Origin of the sequence: Brevibacterium luteolum (assembly GCF_013004595.1) — a bacterium.
Taxonomy (GTDB): domain Bacteria; phylum Actinomycetota; class Actinomycetes; order Actinomycetales; family Brevibacteriaceae; genus Brevibacterium; species Brevibacterium luteolum.
Genome location: NZ_JABEMC010000002.1, coordinates 404,602 through 423,076, shown reverse-complemented (window position 1 = coordinate 423,076; position 18,475 = coordinate 404,602). Strand labels below are relative to the sequence as shown.

At 68.1% G+C, this 18,475-nt stretch carries 17 protein-coding genes; 11 read left to right on the top strand and 6 right to left on the bottom strand.

Annotated features, from left to right (window positions below; all coding sequences use genetic code 11):
* The first annotated feature begins 46 nt into the window (after positions 1–46).
* The 7 genes from HLA91_RS05410 to pknB are packed head-to-tail and all read left to right on the top strand — an operon-like array spanning position 47 to position 9,776.
* A complete protein-coding gene (locus tag HLA91_RS05410; protein WP_170273848.1) occupies positions 47–958 on the top strand; it encodes an FHA domain-containing protein in 912 nt (303 codons plus the stop codon).
* Positions 958–1,470, top strand: a complete 513-nt coding sequence (locus HLA91_RS05405; RefSeq protein WP_102163221.1) for an FHA domain-containing protein FhaB/FipA — start codon at positions 958–960, stop codon at positions 1,468–1,470. The genes HLA91_RS05410 and HLA91_RS05405 overlap by 1 nt, the downstream gene beginning before the upstream one ends.
* Positions 1,467–3,035: a PP2C family protein-serine/threonine phosphatase gene (locus tag HLA91_RS05400; protein ID WP_338076783.1), complete on the top strand. Its 1,569-nt coding sequence runs from the start codon at positions 1,467–1,469 to the stop codon at positions 3,033–3,035. Before HLA91_RS05405 ends, HLA91_RS05400 begins: the two co-directional genes overlap by 4 nt.
* Before the next feature lie 2 nt (positions 3,036–3,037).
* Positions 3,038–4,666 carry an FtsW/RodA/SpoVE family cell cycle protein gene (locus HLA91_RS05395; protein WP_170273847.1) on the top strand — a complete coding sequence of 543 codons (1,629 nt, stop codon included), beginning with the start codon at positions 3,038–3,040 and terminating at the stop codon, positions 4,664–4,666.
* A complete protein-coding gene (locus HLA91_RS05390; RefSeq protein ID WP_170273846.1) occupies positions 4,663–6,132 on the top strand; it encodes a penicillin-binding transpeptidase domain-containing protein in 1,470 nt (489 codons plus the stop codon). The genes HLA91_RS05395 and HLA91_RS05390 overlap by 4 nt, the downstream gene beginning before the upstream one ends.
* Complete coding sequence (locus HLA91_RS05385) at positions 6,129–7,799, top strand: protein kinase domain-containing protein (RefSeq protein ID WP_170273845.1); 1,671 nt, start codon at positions 6,129–6,131, stop codon at positions 7,797–7,799. The genes HLA91_RS05390 and HLA91_RS05385 overlap by 4 nt, the downstream gene beginning before the upstream one ends.
* Before the next feature lie 18 nt (positions 7,800–7,817).
* Positions 7,818–9,776 carry a Stk1 family PASTA domain-containing Ser/Thr kinase gene (pknB, locus tag HLA91_RS05380; protein ID WP_170273844.1) on the top strand — a complete coding sequence of 653 codons (1,959 nt, stop codon included), beginning with the start codon at positions 7,818–7,820 and terminating at the stop codon, positions 9,774–9,776.
* Between the two features lie 135 nt (positions 9,777–9,911).
* Here pknB and HLA91_RS05375 read toward each other — a convergent pair whose 3' ends face one another.
* From HLA91_RS05375 to HLA91_RS05360, 4 genes are read right to left on the bottom strand one after another with little or no spacing between them, the layout of a single operon-like run.
* On the bottom strand, positions 9,912–10,556 hold the full coding sequence (locus HLA91_RS05375; RefSeq protein ID WP_170273843.1) for an anthranilate synthase component II: 645 nt from the start codon (positions 10,554–10,556) through the stop codon (positions 9,912–9,914).
* On the bottom strand, positions 10,556–10,786 hold the full coding sequence (locus HLA91_RS05370) for a hypothetical protein (RefSeq protein ID WP_102163227.1): 231 nt from the start codon (positions 10,784–10,786) through the stop codon (positions 10,556–10,558). The genes HLA91_RS05375 and HLA91_RS05370 overlap by 1 nt, the downstream gene beginning before the upstream one ends.
* Positions 10,786–11,868, bottom strand: coding sequence for a class E sortase (locus HLA91_RS05365; protein ID WP_259835571.1), 1,083 nt, complete (start codon positions 11,866–11,868; stop codon positions 10,786–10,788). The genes HLA91_RS05370 and HLA91_RS05365 overlap by 1 nt, the downstream gene beginning before the upstream one ends.
* Positions 11,868–12,578: a DUF881 domain-containing protein gene (locus HLA91_RS05360; protein WP_204514229.1), complete on the bottom strand. Its 711-nt coding sequence runs from the start codon at positions 12,576–12,578 to the stop codon at positions 11,868–11,870. The genes HLA91_RS05365 and HLA91_RS05360 overlap by 1 nt, the downstream gene beginning before the upstream one ends.
* 238 nt (positions 12,579–12,816) lie before the next feature.
* Between HLA91_RS05360 and HLA91_RS05355 the strand changes: the two genes are divergently transcribed.
* The 4 genes from HLA91_RS05355 (at position 12,817) to yczE (ending at position 16,917) form a co-directional block, all read left to right on the top strand.
* The gene (locus HLA91_RS05355; RefSeq protein WP_204514228.1) at positions 12,817–14,475 is read left to right on the top strand and encodes an HsdM family class I SAM-dependent methyltransferase; all 1,659 of its coding nucleotides are present in this window, start codon (positions 12,817–12,819) and stop codon (positions 14,473–14,475) included.
* Positions 14,465–15,478, top strand: a complete 1,014-nt coding sequence (locus HLA91_RS05350) for a hypothetical protein (protein ID WP_102163229.1) — start codon at positions 14,465–14,467, stop codon at positions 15,476–15,478. The genes HLA91_RS05355 and HLA91_RS05350 overlap by 11 nt, the downstream gene beginning before the upstream one ends.
* A 151-nt stretch (positions 15,479–15,629) precedes the next feature.
* Complete coding sequence (locus tag HLA91_RS05345) at positions 15,630–16,259, top strand: cell division protein CrgA (RefSeq protein ID WP_257995242.1); 630 nt, start codon at positions 15,630–15,632, stop codon at positions 16,257–16,259.
* Between the two features lie 49 nt (positions 16,260–16,308).
* Complete coding sequence (gene yczE, locus HLA91_RS05340; RefSeq protein WP_239557105.1) at positions 16,309–16,917, top strand: membrane protein YczE; 609 nt, start codon at positions 16,309–16,311, stop codon at positions 16,915–16,917.
* 2 nt (positions 16,918–16,919) lie between these two features.
* On the opposite strand, the gene HLA91_RS05335 is transcribed toward yczE, so the two are convergent.
* Both HLA91_RS05335 and HLA91_RS05330 read right to left on the bottom strand, forming a co-directional pair.
* The gene (locus HLA91_RS05335; protein ID WP_146004423.1) at positions 16,920–17,720 is read right to left on the bottom strand and encodes a rhomboid family intramembrane serine protease; all 801 of its coding nucleotides are present in this window, start codon (positions 17,718–17,720) and stop codon (positions 16,920–16,922) included.
* Between the two features lie 81 nt (positions 17,721–17,801).
* The gene (locus HLA91_RS05330) at positions 17,802–18,335 is read right to left on the bottom strand and encodes a peptidylprolyl isomerase (protein WP_102163232.1); all 534 of its coding nucleotides are present in this window, start codon (positions 18,333–18,335) and stop codon (positions 17,802–17,804) included.
* Positions 18,336–18,475 lie beyond the last annotated feature (140 nt).

The window sequence follows — 18,475 nt, the reverse complement described above, 5'->3', positions numbered from 1 at the left end:
GCTGCCGCAGCCCACGTGCCGCAGCCGGCAGGAGAGGAGGCACCGAATGGGCGTACTCGATCGCTTCGAACGCCGCATCGAACGCGTCGTCAACGGCGCCTTCGCCAAGGCCTTCCGCTCCCAGGTCGAGCCCGTCGAACTCGCCGGCGCACTGCGCACCGAGTCCGACAACCGCGCAGCCGTCGTTTCCCGCGGGCGCACGCTGACAGCCAACAGCTATACGATCGAACTCTCCGCCAACGACTTCGACCGCCTCGAGCCGATCCAGGCCGAGCTGCGCCGCGATCTGCGCCAGGTCGTCGGCGACCATGCCGTCGAACAGGGCTACAGCTTTGTGGGCCCCATCAGCGTCGGCTTCGAACGCGCCGAAGACCTCGACACCGGCATCTACCGGGTGCGCTCCAACACGCTGCGCCCCGACGGCTCGCCGGCCGCGCAGCCGCCCAACCGGGGCGGCTACGACCCTGAGAGCCGCGCCAACCCCATCGTCGCCGAGGAATGGGAGCAGCGCACCGGTCACACCTCTTCGCGACCGAACCCGCAGGTCGCCGCCAGCCGCGCATCCGGCCACGCGCCTGCCGCCACCTCCGTCCCGGCTCCGGCATACCCCGGCGCTGCCGGTGCGACGATGGGCCGCCCCCGAGGCACCGAGCGCCCCGGATCGAACGTCCAGTGCAGCGCCGAGATCAACGGCCGCAGCTACCGCCTCGGCGAAGGCACGACCGTGTTCGGCCGCTCGTCGAACAGCGCCGACATCGTCCTCGACGACTCCGGCGTCTCGCGCCGGCACTTCGAGATCACAGTGCGCGACGGCCACGCCACCGCTGCCGACCTCGGGTCGACGAACGGCACGCTGCTCGACGGCCGCCGCATCACCTCTGTCATGCTCACCGATGGGGCGCGGCTCACCGCCGGCGACACCGAGGTGCTGTTCCGGCACCGGGAAATGGGAGGCTGATGAGCGAGTTCACCGTCCTGGTGCTGCGGTTGGCATTCTTCGTTCTGCTGTGGCTCTTCGTCTTCCTCATCGCCGGTGTCCTGCGCCAAGACCTCTTCGGCCCACGTCGCAGCCGCAATCGAGCGTCCCGACGCAGCCGGAAGACCGCTGGCAGCCCCGCTGCTGCGCCTGCCGGCTCGGCCTCCTCGCAGCCACACCACCCGCCTGCTGCCGCGCCGCAGCAGCCCCACTCCCTCGTCGTCACCTCCGGTGCGCTGCAGGGGATGGTCATCGCGCTGGGCACCGCGCCGATCACGATCGGCCGCTCCAGTGACAACACCCTGGTGCTCGACGATGACTTCGCCTCCGGCCATCACGCCCGCTTCGTCCCCTCCGGCGGCCGCTGGTACGTCGAGGACCTCGGCTCCACCAACGGAACCTTCATCGGCGAACAGCGCCTGTCCAGCCCCATCCCCATCTCCCCCGGCACCGCCGTGACCGTCGGCCACACCACCATGGAGCTACGTTCGTGAGCAGTCCCCACCCCATCATGCTGCGCTCAGCCGCTCGCTCCCACGTCGGCGCGGTGCGCAAGAACAACCAGGACTCCGGCTATGCCGGGCCGAACTTCCTGCTCATCGCCGACGGCATGGGCGGGCACGCCGGAGGTGACGTCGCCTCGGCGATCACCGTCGCCCGGCTCTCCGACCTCGATGCCGACGATCACGAACACGACGCCTCCGAAGCGCTGCGCACCGCGATCCTCGACGCCAATGAGCGCATCACCAACTCGGTGGCCGAGAAGCCCGAACTCGCCGGAATGGGCACCACCGTCACCGCGCTGCTGCGCGCCGGTTCGAAGCTGGCCCTGGCCCACATCGGCGACTCGCGCGGCTACCTGCTGCGCGACGGCGAACTCGACCTCGCCACCCACGACCACACCTTCGTGCAGATGCTCGTCGATGAAGGCCGCATCACCGCCGAAGAGGCCGAACAGCATCCGCAGCGCTCGGTTGTCATGCGCGTGCTCGGCGACGTCGGCGCGGCACCGGAACTCGACATGTCGATCCGCGAGGCGCGCATCGGCGACCGCTGGATGCTGTGCTCCGACGGGCTGACCGGATTCGCCGACATCGACGAGATCAAGCACACCCTGGCCACCGTCGACGACCCCGGCGCCTGCTGCGACCGGCTCGTCGAAATGGCCCTCGACGGCGGCGGCGCAGACAATATCACCGTCGTCATCGGCGATGTCGTCGCGGCCGACGACAGCGCTGAGACCACCAGCGGCGAATCCGTCGGCTCGGTGCGCGACAACCCGCAGTTCGCGCTGCTGGGCCAGAAGGACACCCCCACCGAACTCATCGACACCGGCCAGTTCGACACCATCGGCGAAGACAACACCGACACCCGCCCACTCGACGTCGTCGACCGGCCCGACAACGGCGCACCTGCCGCGGCGATCGGCGCCTCGGGCACGGCCGCTGGTCCCGGTGGGGCCACCGCCGCCGGGGATCTTGGCTCGGCTGCCCGCGGTCGCGGCACGCGCACCGCGACCGTCGCTGAGACCCAGGAGATCGCCCGCCACGACGAGGACATCGCCCGTCACGACGAGGACTGGGACGATGATGAGAGACCCAGGCGCCGCCCGCTGCTCGGCATCATCGTCACCATCGCCGTGCTCGCAGCACTCGTGCTCGCTGGCGTCGTCGGCTACACCTTCATCCGCGGGCAGTACTACGTCGCCGCCGACGCCGGCAATGTCGCTGTCTACCGCGGCATCGCCCAGAAGCTCGGGCCGATCGAACTCTCCGAACTCGACGAGACCACCGAGGTGCGCGTCGATGACCTCTCGGCGTACTCGCAGCGCCGCATCGAGCAGACCATTCCGGCCAGCTCACGCGCCGATGCCGACAGACTCGTCGGCAACCTGCGCGATGAGGCCGAGCAGAACGCCGCGAAGAAGATGAGCGCCGGCGCCGCCGATACCTCAACGGACCCGGCACCGCCGCCGAAGAACACCGGCGAACCGAACCCCGACAGCACCGACCAGCAGGGTCAGGGCGTGCCCGAACGGTCCTCGGACACGGGCGGGTGAGCATGAGCTACGCACCTGACGCTCCCGCACTCTCCCCGGCCGCGACGACGCCCCAGCGGCACCGGAGCCCGCAGGCCCTGCGGATCTCCGAGCTGCTGCTGACCGCGCTGGCCGTCGTCATCTCCGCCGGCGCCTACGCACTCGTGGGCCTCGGCAGTGAACAGACCGTGCCCGCCAACGTCTACCAGTACGCCGGCTGGCTGGCAGCCCTCGCCCTCGCCCTGCACCTCATCGTGTGGTGGCGGGCCCGCTACGCCGACCCCGTCCTCGTGCCGCTGGCCGTGCTGCTCAACGGCCTCGGCCTGGCGATGATCTACCGCATCGACGTCGCCAAGACCGCCGCCGGTCGCGAATCGAATGCCGCCGTCTCCCAGCTCATCTGGATGACCCTCGGGATCATCCTGTGCGCCCTCGTCATCGCGTTCCTGCGCGATCACCGGATGCTGCGCCGCTACACCTACCTCACCGGCTTAGCCGCTCTCGTGCTGCTCATGCTGCCGCTCGTGCCCGGCCTCGGCAAGACGATCAACGGCGCCCGCATCTGGATCGGCATCGGCGGCATGTCCTTCCAGCCCGGTGAGATCGCCAAGATCTGCCTGGCGATCTTCTTCGCCGGCTACCTCGTCAGCTACCGCGACCAGCTCGTGCTCGCCGGACCCAAATTCCTCGGCATGCAGTTCCCGCGCCCACGCGACCTCGGGCCGATCATCATCGCCTGGATCGCCAGCGTCGGCATCCTCGTCCTGCAGCGCGACCTCGGCACCTCGCTGCTGTTCTTCGGCCTCTTCGTCGCCGTCCTCTACGTCGGCACCGGCAAGAAGGCCTGGATCTTCCTCGGCCTGGGCATGTTCACCGCCGGTGCGCTCATCGCCTCGCGCATCTTCAGCCACGTCCAGCAGCGCCTCGACGGCTGGCTCGATGCGCTCAACCCGGACATGTACAACCGTGAGATCGGCGGGTCCTACCAGCTGGTGCAGGGCCTGTTCGGCATGGCCAAAGGCGGACTGACCGGCGCGGGCCTGGGCAACGGCCGGCCCCACATCGTGCCCTATGCCGAATCCGACTTCATCTACGCCTCCCTCGGCGAGGAGCTCGGGCTGGTGGGCATGTTCGCGATCCTGCTGCTCTACGTGGTCCTCTTCGAACGCGGCATGAAGATCGCCCAGCAGCTGCGCGACGGCTTCGGCACCCTGCTGGCCACCGGCCTGTCCTTCACCATCGCTCTGCAGTGCTTCATCGTCATCGGCGGCGTCACCCGGCTCATCCCGCTCACCGGCCTGACCACGCCGTTCCTGGCCTACGGCGGCTCCTCGCTCATCGCGAACTGGATCATCATCGGCCTGATGCTGCGCATGAGCGACAACGCCCGCCGCCCGGCCGAGGAGTTCCAAACCGGCGTGCTCACCATCCAGAAGCCCGTCGACGAGGACGAGGCCCACGAATCCGCGCTGGCCTCCACGCTCGGCCGGCTGCGCTCCAAGCGCAAGGTCCGCCGTCCCGGTGACGCACCGGTGGCCCCTCCCGAGGTGTACGTGACCGGCGAGCAGAACCGCACCCCCGCCTCGGGAGCGGGGATCGACGCCGATGACGCCCCGACGACGAACTTCCAGCGCGGAGGTGAGAGCCAGTGAAGAATCCGCTCAAGCACCTGGCCGTCGTCGGTTTCGTGATGTTCGCGCTGCTGTTCGGCTCGACGAGCTACGTGCAGTACTTCGCCGCGCAGTCGCTGAAGGACAATCCGCTGAATAACCGGACGCTGCTCGACGAGCTCTCTCGTGACCGCGGGCCTATCCTCGTCGACGGCACCCCGATCGCCTACTCAGAACCCGTCGACGACCCGTACAAGTTCCAGCGCAAGTACGGCGCTGAGGGGATGTCGGCGGAGATGTACGCCAGCCTCACCGGCTACTTCTCCATCACCTCGGGCACCTCCGGGCTCGAGCGCACCGAGAACGGGCTGCTCTCAGGCACCGACGACGCGCTGTTCTACGACAAGGTCTCCAACCTGCTCACCGGCCAGCAGCCGGCCGGCGCCGCCGTTGAACTCACGATCAACCCGAAGGCCCAGAAGGCCGCCTGGGACGGTCTGAGCGGCCAGCGCGGCGCCGCCGTGGCACTTGACCCGAAGACCGGCAAGGTCCTCGCAATGGTCTCGACGCCGGGCTGGGACCCCAACGCGCTGGCCACGCACAACCGGGATGCCGCCCTCGATGCGTACAATTCGCTCATCGACAACGACGCCAACCCGGCCTACAACCGGGCGATCGGCGGCAACCTCTACCCGCCGGGCTCGACGTTCAAGCTCGTCACCGCTGCTGCCGCGCTCGAATCCGGGCAGTACACCCAGGACTCCGAGCTGCCCTCGCCGACCGTTCTCGACCTGCCGCAGACCTCGGCGACGATCCGCAACGCCGGCGGCGCCTCCTGCGGCAACGGCAGCACCGCCAGCCTCGACCATGCGCTGACGAAGTCGTGCAACACGACGTTCGCGCAGCTGGGCATGGACCTAGGTGCTGAGGCGATGAATGAGCAGGCGAAGAAGTTCGGGTTCGGGGAGAGCTTCGACATGCCGCTGGCGGTCACCGCCTCCTCGTTCCCGGCCGACGTGAACGAACCGCAGCTCGCCCAGTCGTCGCTCGGCCAGTTCGAGGTGCGCGCCACCCCCATCCAGATGGCGATGGTCGCCTCGGCGATCGCCAACGACGGAGAGCTCATGCAGCCCCAGCTCATCTCCCAGATCCGCAATGCCCGCACCCTCGATCTCATCGAGGAGCCGCGGCCGCGGACCTTCTCCAACCCGATCAGCAGCGACACCGCCGGTCAGCTGACGGACATGATGGTCAACGTCGTCGACGGGGGAACCGGCACAGCCGCGAAGATCCCCGGTGTCGATGTCGCAGCGAAGACCGGCACGGCACAGCACGCGAAGGGCAGGGCACCGCATGCATGGTTCACCTCCTTCGCCCCGGCAGACGACCCGCAGGTCGCCGTGGCAGTCGTCGTCGAAAGCGGCGGCAATGCCGGCAATGAGGCCTCCGGTGGACGCGTCGCCGGCCCGATCGCAAAATCAGTCATGGAAGCGGTGATGGATTCATGAGGCCAGAACCAGGCACGCTGCTCGGCGGCCGTTACGAACTCACCAGCCGGATCGCCGTCGGCGGCATGGGCGAGGTGTGGCGCGGACGCGACACCGTCCTCGAACGCGAGGTCGCAGCGAAGATCATGAAGGACGAGTACCTGTCCGATCAGGGATTCCTCGCCCGCTTCCGTGCCGAGGCGCGTTCGATGGGTGCTGTGTCCGATCCCGGCATCGCCGGCGTGTACGACTACGGCGAGGAGAACGGCTCACCGTACCTCGTCATGGAGTTCGTGCCCGGTGAGTCGCTGGCCGCTCTGCTCGACCGCGGCCCGATGAGCGAGGCCGATACGCTCTCGATCGTCGCTCAGGCCGCGCAGGCGCTGCATGCTGCGCACATGTCCGGGGTCGTCCACCGCGACGTCAAGCCCGGCAACCTGCTCATCACCCCGGATTTCCGGGTCAAGATCACCGACTTCGGCATCGCCCGGGTCGCTGACCAGGCGCCTTTGACGAAGACCGGCCAGGTGATGGGCACCGCCCAGTATCTGGCTCCCGAGCAGGCGACGGGCAAGGGTTCGACACCGAAGTCGGACCTGTATTCGCTCGGCATCATCGCCTACGAGGCGCTGGCCGGCAATCGCCCGTTCACCGGGGATTCGCAGGTCGAGATCGCCATCGCGCAGGTCAACCGCCAGCACCCGCCGCTGCCGGAGACGGTCTCCGAACCGGTCCGCCGGCTGGTCGACTCGCTGCTGTCGAAGCAGCCGGAGAAGCGCCCGGCCTCCGGTGCCGCTCTCGCGACTGCAGCGCGTGCTCTCATGAACGGCGATGTGCCCGCAGCCGAGGCGGCGGTCCCGCAGATGCTCGCCGCTGGGGCGGCCGCGGCAGCCGCCTCCGAGGCGGTCACCCGCGTGTTCAGCCAGCCTGAGGACTCCTCGACTCGCGTCATGCCGGCCACCCAGCAGACCCGCGCCTATCAGCCGGGCAGCCACACCGGTGCCTCAGCCGTCGCCCCGTACGGGTCCGATGGCCAGCTGGCCGAGGACCCGGAGGCCGAGGAGGACGGGAAGAAGTCGAAGGCCTCGGCGGTCATCGTCACGATCCTGGTGATCCTGCTGCTGGCCGGTCTTGCCTGGATCGGCTGGCTGTTCTTCGGCCCCAAGGACGATGAACCGGCTCCTGCTCCGACAACGACGGCAACGCCGACGCAGGAGGAGATCACCATCAAGCCCAGCGACTACATCGGCCTCTCAGAATCCTCGGCGACCTCGAACCTCGAACAGTTGGGCCTGAAGGTCAGGTCGACGATGGTGGCCTCGAACGAGCCTGCCGGCACGGTCGTCGATGTCCGCGAGGGCAGCAACGGCTACACTTTTGCCCCTGGTGACACCGTCACGATCGAAGTGTCGGAAGGACCGCAGCGCCAGGAGCCGACCCGCGCCCCGGAGCCGACGCGGGAAGGTGAGCCCACGCGCAACCCGCAGCCGACGCAGGAACCCGAACCTGAGCCCACCCAGCCACCGGACGACGGCGGTGATGATGGTGGCGACGGCGGCGATGATGGCGGTGGCAACGGCAACGGCGGTGGCAACAACGGCAACGGCAACGGCGGTGGCAACGGCAACGGCGGTGGCAGCAACAACGGCAGCGGACCGGGCCAGAACTCCGGCCGCGGCGGAAACTGACAGACGAGAAGGAACAGCATGAGCGAACCGCGGATACTCTCCGGCCGATACGAAGTGCATCGGCTGCTGGGACGTGGCGGCATGGCCGAGGTCCATGAGGGCCTCGACACCCGCCTGGGCCGTCGTGTTGCCATCAAGCTGCTGCGCTCTGACCTCGCCCGTGACCCGTCGTTCCACGCCCGCCTCAAGCGTGAAGCGCAGGCGGCCGCGGGTCTCAACCACCCCGGCATCGTCGCCGTCTACGACTCCGGTGAGGAGGTCTTCTCCGAATCCGGCGGCTCGACCGTGCAGGTGCCCTTCATCGTCATGGAGTACGTCGAGGGGCACACGCTGCGCGAGGTCATCTCCACCCATGGCAGCCTGACGATCCGCGAGGCCCTCGACGTCACCGCAGGTGTGCTCGGCCCGCTGGAGTACAGCCACCGCAACGGCATCGTCCACCGCGACATCAAACCCGCCAACGTCATGCTCACCCCTGAGGGCGACATCAAGGTGATGGACTTCGGCATCGCCCGCGCCCTGGAGGACACCGGCAGCCTGACCCAGACCCAGTCGGTCGTCGGCACCGCCCAGTACCTCTCACCCGAGCAGGCGCGCGGCGAGATCGTCGACGCCCGCTCCGACCTGTACTCCACCGCCTGCCTGCTGTACGAACTCGTCGCCGGCCGGCCGCCGTTCCAGGGCGATTCGCAGCTCGCGGTCGCCTACCAGCACGTCGGCGAACGACCGAAGGCTCCCTCGGAGTTCAATCCCGAGGTGCCGCCTGCTCTCGACCGGCTGCTCATGCACGCCCTGGAGAAGGACCGCGACATCCGCTACCAGGATGCCTTCACCTTCCGCGAGGACGTGCTTGCCGTGCGCGACGGCCGACCGACTTCGCTCGACGGCGATGCCGATGACGCCACCCAGATGTTCAGACCACCGGCGGCTCTGGCCGGTGCCGGGCTAGGGGCGGCCGCAGCCGGCATCGGCACTCCGCAGCCGGCCTACGCCACCGGTGTGCCGACCCAGGCGATGAACACCGCGCCGATGACGAATGCCGTCGCCACCGTGCCGGAGGATGAGGACGGTGTCGATGAGGAGAAGGAGCGCAAGCGCAAGACCTGGATGTGGATCGGTGCTGCGCTTGTCGCCGTCGTGCTCGCCGGGCTCGGTCTGTGGGTCTACAACGCCACGAAGGAACGGGAGCCGGTGACCTTCGAGCTGGCGGATCTGCGCGACCGCTCAGCCGATAATGCCGACAGCTACCTCATCAACCAGAACCTCACACCTGATCGTGAGCCGATCGCCGATGATGAGATCAAGGAGGGCAATGTCGTCAAGACCGATCCTCCGGCCGGCTCCCAGGTCAAACACGGCGACACCATCAAGGTCTACGTCTCCACCGGCCCCGACGTGGTCTCCGTGCCCGATGTGTCCGGGGAGACCGAGTCGCTGGCCCGCCAGCGCATCAACGATGCCGACCTCAAGGCCGGCAACAACATCGACGAGAACTCACCCGACGTCGAAGCCGGCACGGTCATCGAGACGCGCCCGAAGGCCGGCACCGAGGTCGACAAGGACTCCAACGTCGACTTGGTGCTCTCGACCGGACGGATCGATGTGCCCGATGTGCTCGGCAAGACCGAGCAGGAGGCCTGCGACGCGCTCAAGAGCGACGACTACCAGCTGGAGTGCGACGTCAGGGAAGAGGAGACCGCCGATCACGAAGAGGGCAAGGTCTTCAAGCAGAGCACTGATGCCGGTGAGGAGGTCGAGCAGCACGCCACCATCACCATCACGATCGCCAAGGCCCCGCCGGAGCCGACCGAGACCCCGACTCCGTCGCCGACACCGACCGAGGACGATGACGATGGCGACGGCGGTGGCATCGAATGGCCGTGGCCGGACAACACCTTCGACCCGGGCAACCGGCTCGACGAAGTCGCAGACGACGCCCTGAACCGCATGCGCGGACGCTTCGGCTTCACCAGCTGAGCTGTGCGAGACGACTGACCGGCCGGGAATCCCTCGGCCGGTCAGTGCATTCACGGCTCAGCGCATTCCGGACTCACCCCAATGCGTGGTGGTCCCAGCCCAGTGCGTGGTGGGACCGGGCTCAGCTGCGGCGCCTCAGCTGCGGGCCGACAGCAGCGGGGCGCGATAGCGGGCGGCCTCAGCTGCTTCAGGCATCCCGCAAGCGGCGAGGAAGTTGCCGATCATCTGGTACCCGCATTCGGTCAGCACCGACTCGGGATGGAACTGCACGCCGAACACCGGCGCGCTTCGGTGCTCGATGCCCATGATGACTCCGTCGGCGGTCTGCGCGGTGACGGCGAAGACGTCCGCGGGCAGGGTCTCGTCGACGATCGCCAAGGAGTGATAGCGGGTGACGGTCAGCGGGCTCGGGCAGCCGGCGAACAGGCCGGTGCCGGTGTGGGTGATCTGCGAGGTCTTGCCGTGCATGAGCACCGGCGAGTGCGACACCGTCGCCCCGAACACCTCGCCCATCGCCTGATGGCCCAGGCACACGCCGAGGACCGGCAGACCGATGTCCGCGCAGTGGGCGATGACCTGCGGGCACACACCGGCATCGGCTGGGGCTCCGGGACCCGGGGAGATGAGCACCCCGTCGTACTCTGCCAGGGTGCCCGCCACCTCGGGCGCGGTGAGATCGTCGTTGCGGATCACCGTCGTCTCGGCACCGAGCTCGCGGACGTAGCTCACCAGGGTGTAGACGAAGCTGTCGTAGTTGTCGATGACGAGGATGCGCGCCATCAGCCGCCCTGTCCGGGCTCTTCGACGCCGGGTTCGCCGCCCTCACCGGGCCGGGCCGGGGCGTGGTCGCCCTCCTCCTCGATCGTCGCCTCGTTGAACGGCATGTACGGGGCGACGATGGGGAACACGAACTGCATGAGCAGGTAGCACGCCCCGGCGATGAGGCCGAGGGACAGAATGAGCTTGGAGAACCAGTTGCCGGGCAGGATCCGCCAGATGAGTTCGTACATCAGTCAGTCGCACCTGCCTTCTTGTATGCCGAGGAGTCCTTGATGGAGTCCGGCGGGCCCTCGCTCGCGTGCCGCCAGTCGGTGAGCTCGAAGTAGCCGATGTAGCGCTCCCGGGCCGAGAACATCGGGTTGCAGGCCGTGAGCGTCATGATCCGGTCCTTGCCCTTGTAGTCCGGCATGTCCGGTACGGGGGCGAGCACCTCGGTCTGGTCCGGCAGCACGATGTCGAAGTTGACGAAGGTGTAGGTGTAGTAGCCGTCGGCCGTCTGCACGATCGCCTCGTCACCGGGCCGGATCTCGGCGATGAGGTTGAGCGGCTTGCCGTAGGTCACGCGGTGGCCGGCCATCGCGAAGTTGCCGACTTCTCCGGGCATCGCGGCGTTCGGGTAGCGGCCCAGGCCCATCCGGTTGAGCACCGGCTCGAGTGAGACGCCCTCGGCGATCGTGCGGTAGTAGTCCTCGCCGAAGCGGGGGATGTACATGATGCCGAAGGCAGAGTTGAGATCGGCCGGATCGCCGACGTAGGGCGTGTCGGGATCGTCAGGCAGCTCGTTGCGCGGGTTGTCCTGCCACTGCGTGGTCAGCTCGTTTGCGAGGTTGCGGTTGTCCTCGTTGGCCGCGATGTCGGTCCACCACAGCTGCCAGACGACGAACAGGATGAGGATGAGACCGGCGGTGATGCACAGCTCGCCGAATGCGCGGATGGTGCCGCGCACCGGGCCGAGCGGCTCGCGTTCGGGCTTGGGTTTGCGGGCTGTGCGGTTGTGCGACGGCTCATCGCCGAAGACGACGGTGTCGAAGTCGCCGTGCTGGTTGGCCCTCGGCATCGGCTCGGTCTGCGGGGCAGTGGCCCCGTAGGCCTGCGCCGAGGCGACGCTCGGGGTGCCGTAGCTGTGCTCGGAGTGGCGAGAGGCGGATTTGATGACAGGCCGCGGGCCGGTGGGGGCTGCCCCACTCGTCGGTGCCCCTGCAGTGCCGGAGGCGGCTGCGGTTCCGCTGTCACCGGCGCCATTGCCGGTCTGCCGAGCTGCGGCAGCGCGCTCCTGCGCGATGCGCTCACGGCGCGACATCGGTTGATCCACTACTGCTTCACCTTTGCTTGGGAGAGGTCGAACGCGCCCTCATACGCATCGAGGGTCAGCGTTCCGGTCTCGACTTTCCACCCTAATCCTAAGCGCTCGGCGTACTGCTGATAGACCTGCACAGCTGGAGAGTCGCTGAGTGCCTGACGCAGTGCGTCCGGGTCGCCGACGGCTTCGATGACATACGGCGGGGAGTACACCTGCGAGCTGACCCGCAGGGTGTTGCCGACGCACTGGACCGAGGAGGTCGCAACGATGCGCTGGCCCTGGACGGACATGCCCTTCGCCCCGCCGGCCCACAGCGCGTTCATGACGCCTTCGAGGTCCTGCTGGTGGATGACGAGGTCGTTGACGGATACGCCGGGCAGGTTCATCGACTCCCGCGGCGCGTCATCGAGGGTGACGGTGACACCCTCGCCTGTGAGTTCGGCTGCCCGGGCCTCGGCGGCGAGCGCATCGGCGAACTTCTGCGCTTCATCGGCTTCGTCGGAGCCGGAGCGGCGCTGCAGCTCCTCGACGGTGCGGCGCTGCTCGGCCACGCTCTCTTCGAGCTTGCGGCCCTGGTCGGAGCGCTCCTTGACGATGTCGGGCAGTGTTGAGGCCTCGGTGCGCAGCCGGGTGCCGTCGGAGGTCTTCGCCGAGGTGGCCATGAGCAGCCCGCAGATGAGCAGCACGATGAATACCATCGGGTGTCCGAAGAGTCTCTTCACTTCTGCTGTGCTCCGCCCTCTGCACCGCCTGCCGGCGCAGTGTCGTGTGTGCTTTCCAATGTACCCAGCGCGTCGACAGGCGGCCAAGTGACGACCGCGCCGTGACGGCGTGCGACAGCGCCCGGGTGTCGATGTCAGTGCCGAGGTGTTGACTGGGAGGCGATCCCACCGGCAGGCAGCACACGCCGCGGGGTCGGGATTTCGAAGCGCGATGATCGATAATGGAGAGGTGACGTCCATGCCCGCAGCCTCGCCGGCTGACACTTCCGCCCTGCGCAAGGCCCGCGGTGCGTTCTTCACGCCTGCCGACATCACCGAGTTCATCGCCGCCTGGGCGGTCCGCTCCCCGGATGACCGGGTGCTCGAGCCCTCTGCCGGAGATGCCGCGTTCCTGCTCTCAGCCCACCGGCGGCTGACGGCCCTCGATCCGGCCCGCGCCAGCACCCCGACCGTTCACGGGGTGGAGATCCATCCCGAGAGCGCGGAGATCGGCCGTGCCCGCGTCACCGCTGCCGGGGGCCGGGCCGATATCGAGGTCAGCGACTTCTTCCGCCTGCCGCCGACCGGTGACTATGACACCGTCATCGGCAATCCGCCGTTCATCCGCTATCAGGGGTTCACCGGTGAGAGCCGGGCTCGCGCCCGGGAGGCCGCGCTGCGCGGCGGGGTCGCCCTGTCCGGGCTGGCCTCCAGCTGGGCGGCCTTCACCATCCACTCCGCTCTGTTCCTGCGGTCCGGCGGCCGGCTGGGCCTCGTGCTGCCGGCCGAGCTGCTGACCGTCAACTATGCCGCCCCGGTGCGCACCTTCCTGTTCGAGAGCTTCCGCAGCGTCGAACTCGTCCTCTTCGAAGAGCAGGTCTTCCCAGGTGCTGAGACCGAGGTCGTCCTGCTGCTGGCCGACGGCTACCAGGAGGGCCCGAGCGCCCATGCGACGATCCGGCAGGCCCGTGCGGCTTCAGAGCTCACTGCCCTGGCGCCCGGTCAGCAGTGGACGCCGGTCGACCCGGCGGCCAAGTGGATCGACAGCCTCGTCAGCCCCGCAGCGACTACCGCCCTGCAGACGCAGATGGAGGCCGGGCGGTTCTGCGATCTGGAGACCTGGGGGGATACGACGCTGGGCACGGTGACCGGCAACAACAAGTACTTCACGCTCTCGACCTCCCGTGCCGCCGAACTCGGGCTGACCTCCCGTGATCTCATGCGCGTCTCTCCGCCCGGCAGCTCGCATCTGCGCGGGCTCTCCCTCACCCCTGCACAGCTGCGCCGGCTGGCAGGCGAGGATCAGGCAACGCAGCTGTTCTATCCGCGCGAACCGCTCTCTGCTGCGGCGGCGGCCTACATCGAGGCCGGTGAGCGCACCGGTGTGCACGAGGCCTACAAGTGCCGGGTGCGCCGCACCTGGTACCGGGTGCCGCTGCTGGAGCCTGCCGATCTGCTGCTGACGTGCATGAACGCCGACACTCCCCGCCTGACGACGAACAGCGCCCGCGCCCGGCACCTCAACTCCGTGCACGGGGTGTATCTGCGCGAGGAGCACCGTGAGCTCGGCAGTGAGCTGCTGCCGCTGGCCAGCCTCAACGCCGTGACGATGCTGCACGCTGAGATCGTCGGCCGCAGCTACGGCGGGGGCATCCTCAAACTCGAACCCAAGGAAGCCGACCGCTGGGCAGTCCCCTCCCCTGCGCTCATCGCCTCCGCCGCCGAGGCGCTGGCCGCCATCCGCCCGCGCGTCGCCCGGCTGCTGCGCACCGGCCGGCTGGCCGAGGCATCCGCACTCGTTGATGCCGTGCTGCTGTCTGAGCCCGAGCACCTGAGCGCACGAGAGCTCGACGACGTGCGACAGGCCAGAGATGAGATGGTGCGCCGACGGACCGTCAGGGGTGCCAGTGGCCGCTGAGACGAGTGCGAAGGAACGCGCCTGGCTGCTCTTCGACCACATCATCGCCCAGGCCGCACCTGACGGTGAGCACGCCGATCCGTGGACGACGACCGATGACGGCAGGCTGCGGTTCTCCCCCGACGTCCCGACCTTGGAGCGGCTGCTCGGCGTGCCGCTGCTGCTGCGGGCCGGCAGCCAGACCGGTGTGCCTGCCCTGGCATTGGATGTGTGGCTGTCCTATGAGCTGCGCCGCGCCGGCTTCGACCCCGATGCCGTGTGGCCGCGGGCGACCCATCCGCGGATCCTGCCGACCCCGATCGCCAAGCTGCTCGCCGGCCTGCCGGCAGCCGAACGCGACGCCCTCACCGCCCGGCTGGCCCAGCGCACCGCGATTCCCGGTGCGACGGCGGCGAGTGCGAACATCCTCGGCAAGCACTACCTCAAACAGGTCGATGTCATGATGACCGACTGGGCGACCGGGCCCGAGCTGCTCATCTCGACGAAGCGGATGGACTCCTCCTATGGCAAGAACGCCGCCAACCGCGTCGAGGAGTCCTACGGAGATGCGAAGAACCTGCGGCTGCGCCACCCCTTGGCCGCCCTCGGCTTCGTGCTCGGACTGCGCTCGGACATCCTGGAGACGGCTCCGGCGACTGCCGACTGGCTCTTCGACCTCGTCGGCAAGCTCGGGCAGGAGGACGATGCCTACCACGCCACCAGCATCATCATCTTCGACTACACCGACCCGAGAGCCAGCGGCACCCTGTTCGACGACGCCGCACAGCTGGCACCCGGCGGGGACCTCGATGCGATCATCGACCGCCTGCCTGAGGCCCGCGTCCGCGACGATGTCGTCGCCGACTGGCTCTCCCCTGGCCGGTTCCTCACCGTCATGGTCAACCGGGTGCTCGACGCCACCCCGGTGACATTCCACCCGGAGGCGCGCCGGCGGCGCAGCGCGGCCCGGAACAGTGCGGCCCGGCTCGGGTCGGTCATCACCGACGACGGCCGCATCCTCTGATCGAGCACCCCCGCACAACTGCTGGCTTTCGGGCAATGTGCACAGCAGTGCTCCTCGAGTAGACTTTGGTTGTTGTCCAACCCCCACATGCACCCAGGGACAGCATCCGCAGGCCCCTCGCCGGGCCTGGTCTGTCCACCGGAGGAGAAACGTGTCCAAGTCGAGCCGTAACCGCAAAGCGCACCGCACCTCGCGCCACACGGAGAGCCCCAAGGCCGCCGAGACGACCGAAGAGACTCTGAACGACGAGACTCTCGACATCGACGACACCGCTGAGGCCACCGACGTCGACACTGCAGACACTGCAGACGAGAAGGACACGCCGCCCAAGAAGGACACGGCACCGGCGAAGAGCACCGCAGCGAAGAAGAAGTCCACCGGTTCTAAGCCGGCCGGCGCGACCGCTGCCGGCAAGAAGACCTCGAAGAAGGCTGACGCCGACGACGACGCCAAGGACGAGAAGTCCGGTAAGGCCGCCCGCTCCGGCAACCCCGCCAAGCGCAGCAAGGCGCGTACCAGCCGGTCGACCTCCCGGTCCACCTCGCGGTCGACCGGCCGCACCACCTCGACCTACGACGGCACCACCTCGACGGTGGCCAAGCCGAACCCGCGCTGGTTCGTGCCCGTCATGGTCGGCATCCTGCTGTTCGGTCTCGCCTGGCTCGTCGTCTTCTACCTTTCCCAGGGCGCCTGGCCCGTTGAGGCCTGGGGCAACTGGAACCTCGTCGCAGGCTTCTCGATCCTCGTCGCCGGGCTTCTGATGTCGACACGATGGCGCTGAGGGAATGGCGAAACCGGCCGGATACTTCCGTCTTCTAGCTCACCACCCATTGCCCATCCGCCTGGCGGCACTGTACGTCGGGTTGTTCCTCTACGGGTTCTCCGCCGGGCTCATGCTGCGGTCGACGCTGGGCAATATGCCCTGGGATGTGCTCCACGAGGGCCTGTCGAAGCTGACCGGCATCTCGATCGGCCTCATCGTCGTGATCCTGTCGTTCCTCCTGCTGCTGCTGTGGATCCCGCTCAAGCAGCGCCCGGGTCTGGGCACCCTGTCGAATGCACTGCTGGTGGGCCTGTTCATCGACCTGACTCTGTTCATCGTCCCGGCACCGGAGCAGCTGTGGCTGCGCATCGTCTTCGTCGCCCTCGCCATCCTCATCAATGCCGTGGCCACGGTGCTCTACATCATTCCGAACTTCGGACCGGGCCCGCGCGACGGGCTCATGACCGGCCTCGTCCTCAAGACCGGCGGCTCGGTCACGGTCGTGCGCGCCTCCATCGAGATCGCCGTCATGCTCATCGGCTGGCTGCTCGGCGGCACCCTGTTCATCGCCACGATCGTCTTCGCCGTGGTGATCGGGCCGGTGACCCACTACATCCTGCACCTGGCGATCAAGCTGTTCGGGCCCGGCGACCCGATGGTCTCCGAGGACACCTGACCCTAAACAGTCACCGGCACCAAGACGAGTGCCGCGAACCCGACTGCGGCCACCACCACTGTCAGAATCAGCAGGCCGAGGGCGCGCAGCCGCTGCGGAGTGAAGAAGTACACGCAGCCGAAGACGAAGCCGGTGAGGAATCCGCCGAGGTGGGCCTGCCAGGAGATGTTGGGCACCAGCCAGATGAGCACGGCGTTGATCGCGACGAACCCGAGCACACCGGTGAGGTTCCGGTCGAGGCGCCGGGTGGGGGTGGCGACGAATCCGACTAAGCCGAACAACGCTCCCGAGGCGCCGATGTGCACCGTGACCAGGGCCTGCGGGCTGCCGTCGGCGAGCGCGAGGAAGAAGACGGCCAGTGAGCCGCCGAGTGCGCTGAAGAGGTACAGCAGCGCGAACCAGCCTGAGCCGACGTAGCGCTCGAGGAACGTGCCGAAGAAGTACAGCCCGATCATGTTGAACATGATGTGCATGCTGCCGCCGTGGATGAAGGCCGTGGTGAGCGCGGTGTAGGGCTCGGGCGCTGCCCAGTAGGCGGCGAAGCCGAACATCCGCGGGATCCAGTCACCGGTCAGCAGCTGCAGCAGCCACACGACCACGCACGCCCCGATGAGCGCATACGTCACCGGAGTCGACGGCAGCCTGCGGGCGTTCCTGCCCGGCATGCCCTGCGGCGGACCCGGCGCCGAGGGGCCCGGCGCGAACGGACCGGGGTGGCCAGACCCAGGCTGGGGAGAGCCCGGCCCGCTGCCTCCGAGGCGCGGGTTGCCGGGCTCCGGCGACTCATGCGGAGGAACTGACATGACCACATCCTATGGACGGCAGTGAACGGGACCGGCCCCTGGTCCACAGGGGATCAGGGGCCGGTGAAAGAAGGACTGGGATCAGCGGATCTCGACGGATTCGATGACGACCGGCTCGGTCGGGCGGTCAGCCTGACCAGTCGGCACGGCCTCAATGGCGTCGACAACCTTCTTCGAGTCCTCGTCGGCGACCTCACCGAAGATCGTGTGCTTGCCGTTGAGCCACGGGGTCTCCACGGTCGAGATGAAGAACTGCGAGCCGTTGGTGCCGCGGCCCATCTGCTTGCCGGCGTTGGCCATGGCCAGCAGGTAGGGCTTGTTGAACTGCAGTTCGGGGTGGATCTCGTCGTCGAAGACGTAGCCGGGGCCGCCGGTGCCGGTGCCCAGCGGGCAGCCGCCCTGGATCATGAACTGCTTGATGATGCGGTGGAAGCCGAGTCCGTCGTAGAACGGACGGGTGACCTGCTGACCGGACTGCGGATCGGTGAACTCGCGCTTGCCCTCGGCGAGCTCGACGAAGTTCGCCACGGTCTTCGGGGCGTGGTTGCCGAAGAGGTCGATGACGATGTCACCCTTGTTCGTGTGCAGGACTGCCTGCTGCGTTGCAATACTCATAGACGTCATTCTGTCACGAACGCACGAACGCGCCCACCGCCTCGGGAGCGGAGCGCCCACCGTCACCGGCGGGAATCCTAGGCGAATTGTCAGCGTTCAGACGCCCACCCGGGCGCCGCACTGATTAGCTCAGCCTCTAG

Excerpts from the sequence above, each read along its gene's own strand:
- HLA91_RS05410 (WP_170273848.1), top strand. The coding sequence starts at position 47 with ATGGGCGTACTCGATCGCTTCGAACGCCGCATCGAACGCGTCGTCAAC.
- HLA91_RS05405 (WP_102163221.1), top strand. The coding sequence starts at position 958 with ATGAGCGAGTTCACCGTCCTGGTGCTGCGGTTGGCATTCTTCGTTCTG.
- HLA91_RS05395 (WP_170273847.1), top strand. The coding sequence starts at position 3,038 with ATGAGCTACGCACCTGACGCTCCCGCACTCTCCCCGGCCGCGACGACG.
- HLA91_RS05385 (WP_170273845.1), top strand. The coding sequence starts at position 6,129 with ATGAGGCCAGAACCAGGCACGCTGCTCGGCGGCCGTTACGAACTCACC.
- pknB (WP_170273844.1), top strand. The coding sequence starts at position 7,818 with ATGAGCGAACCGCGGATACTCTCCGGCCGATACGAAGTGCATCGGCTG.
- HLA91_RS05375 (WP_170273843.1), bottom strand. The coding sequence starts at position 10,556 with ATGGCGCGCATCCTCGTCATCGACAACTACGACAGCTTCGTCTACACC.
- HLA91_RS05370 (WP_102163227.1), bottom strand. The coding sequence starts at position 10,786 with ATGTACGAACTCATCTGGCGGATCCTGCCCGGCAACTGGTTCTCCAAG.
- HLA91_RS05355 (WP_204514228.1), top strand. The coding sequence starts at position 12,817 with ATGCCCGCAGCCTCGCCGGCTGACACTTCCGCCCTGCGCAAGGCCCGC.
- HLA91_RS05335 (WP_146004423.1), bottom strand. The coding sequence starts at position 17,720 with ATGTCAGTTCCTCCGCATGAGTCGCCGGAGCCCGGCAACCCGCGCCTC.
- HLA91_RS05330 (WP_102163232.1), bottom strand. The coding sequence starts at position 18,335 with ATGAGTATTGCAACGCAGCAGGCAGTCCTGCACACGAACAAGGGTGAC.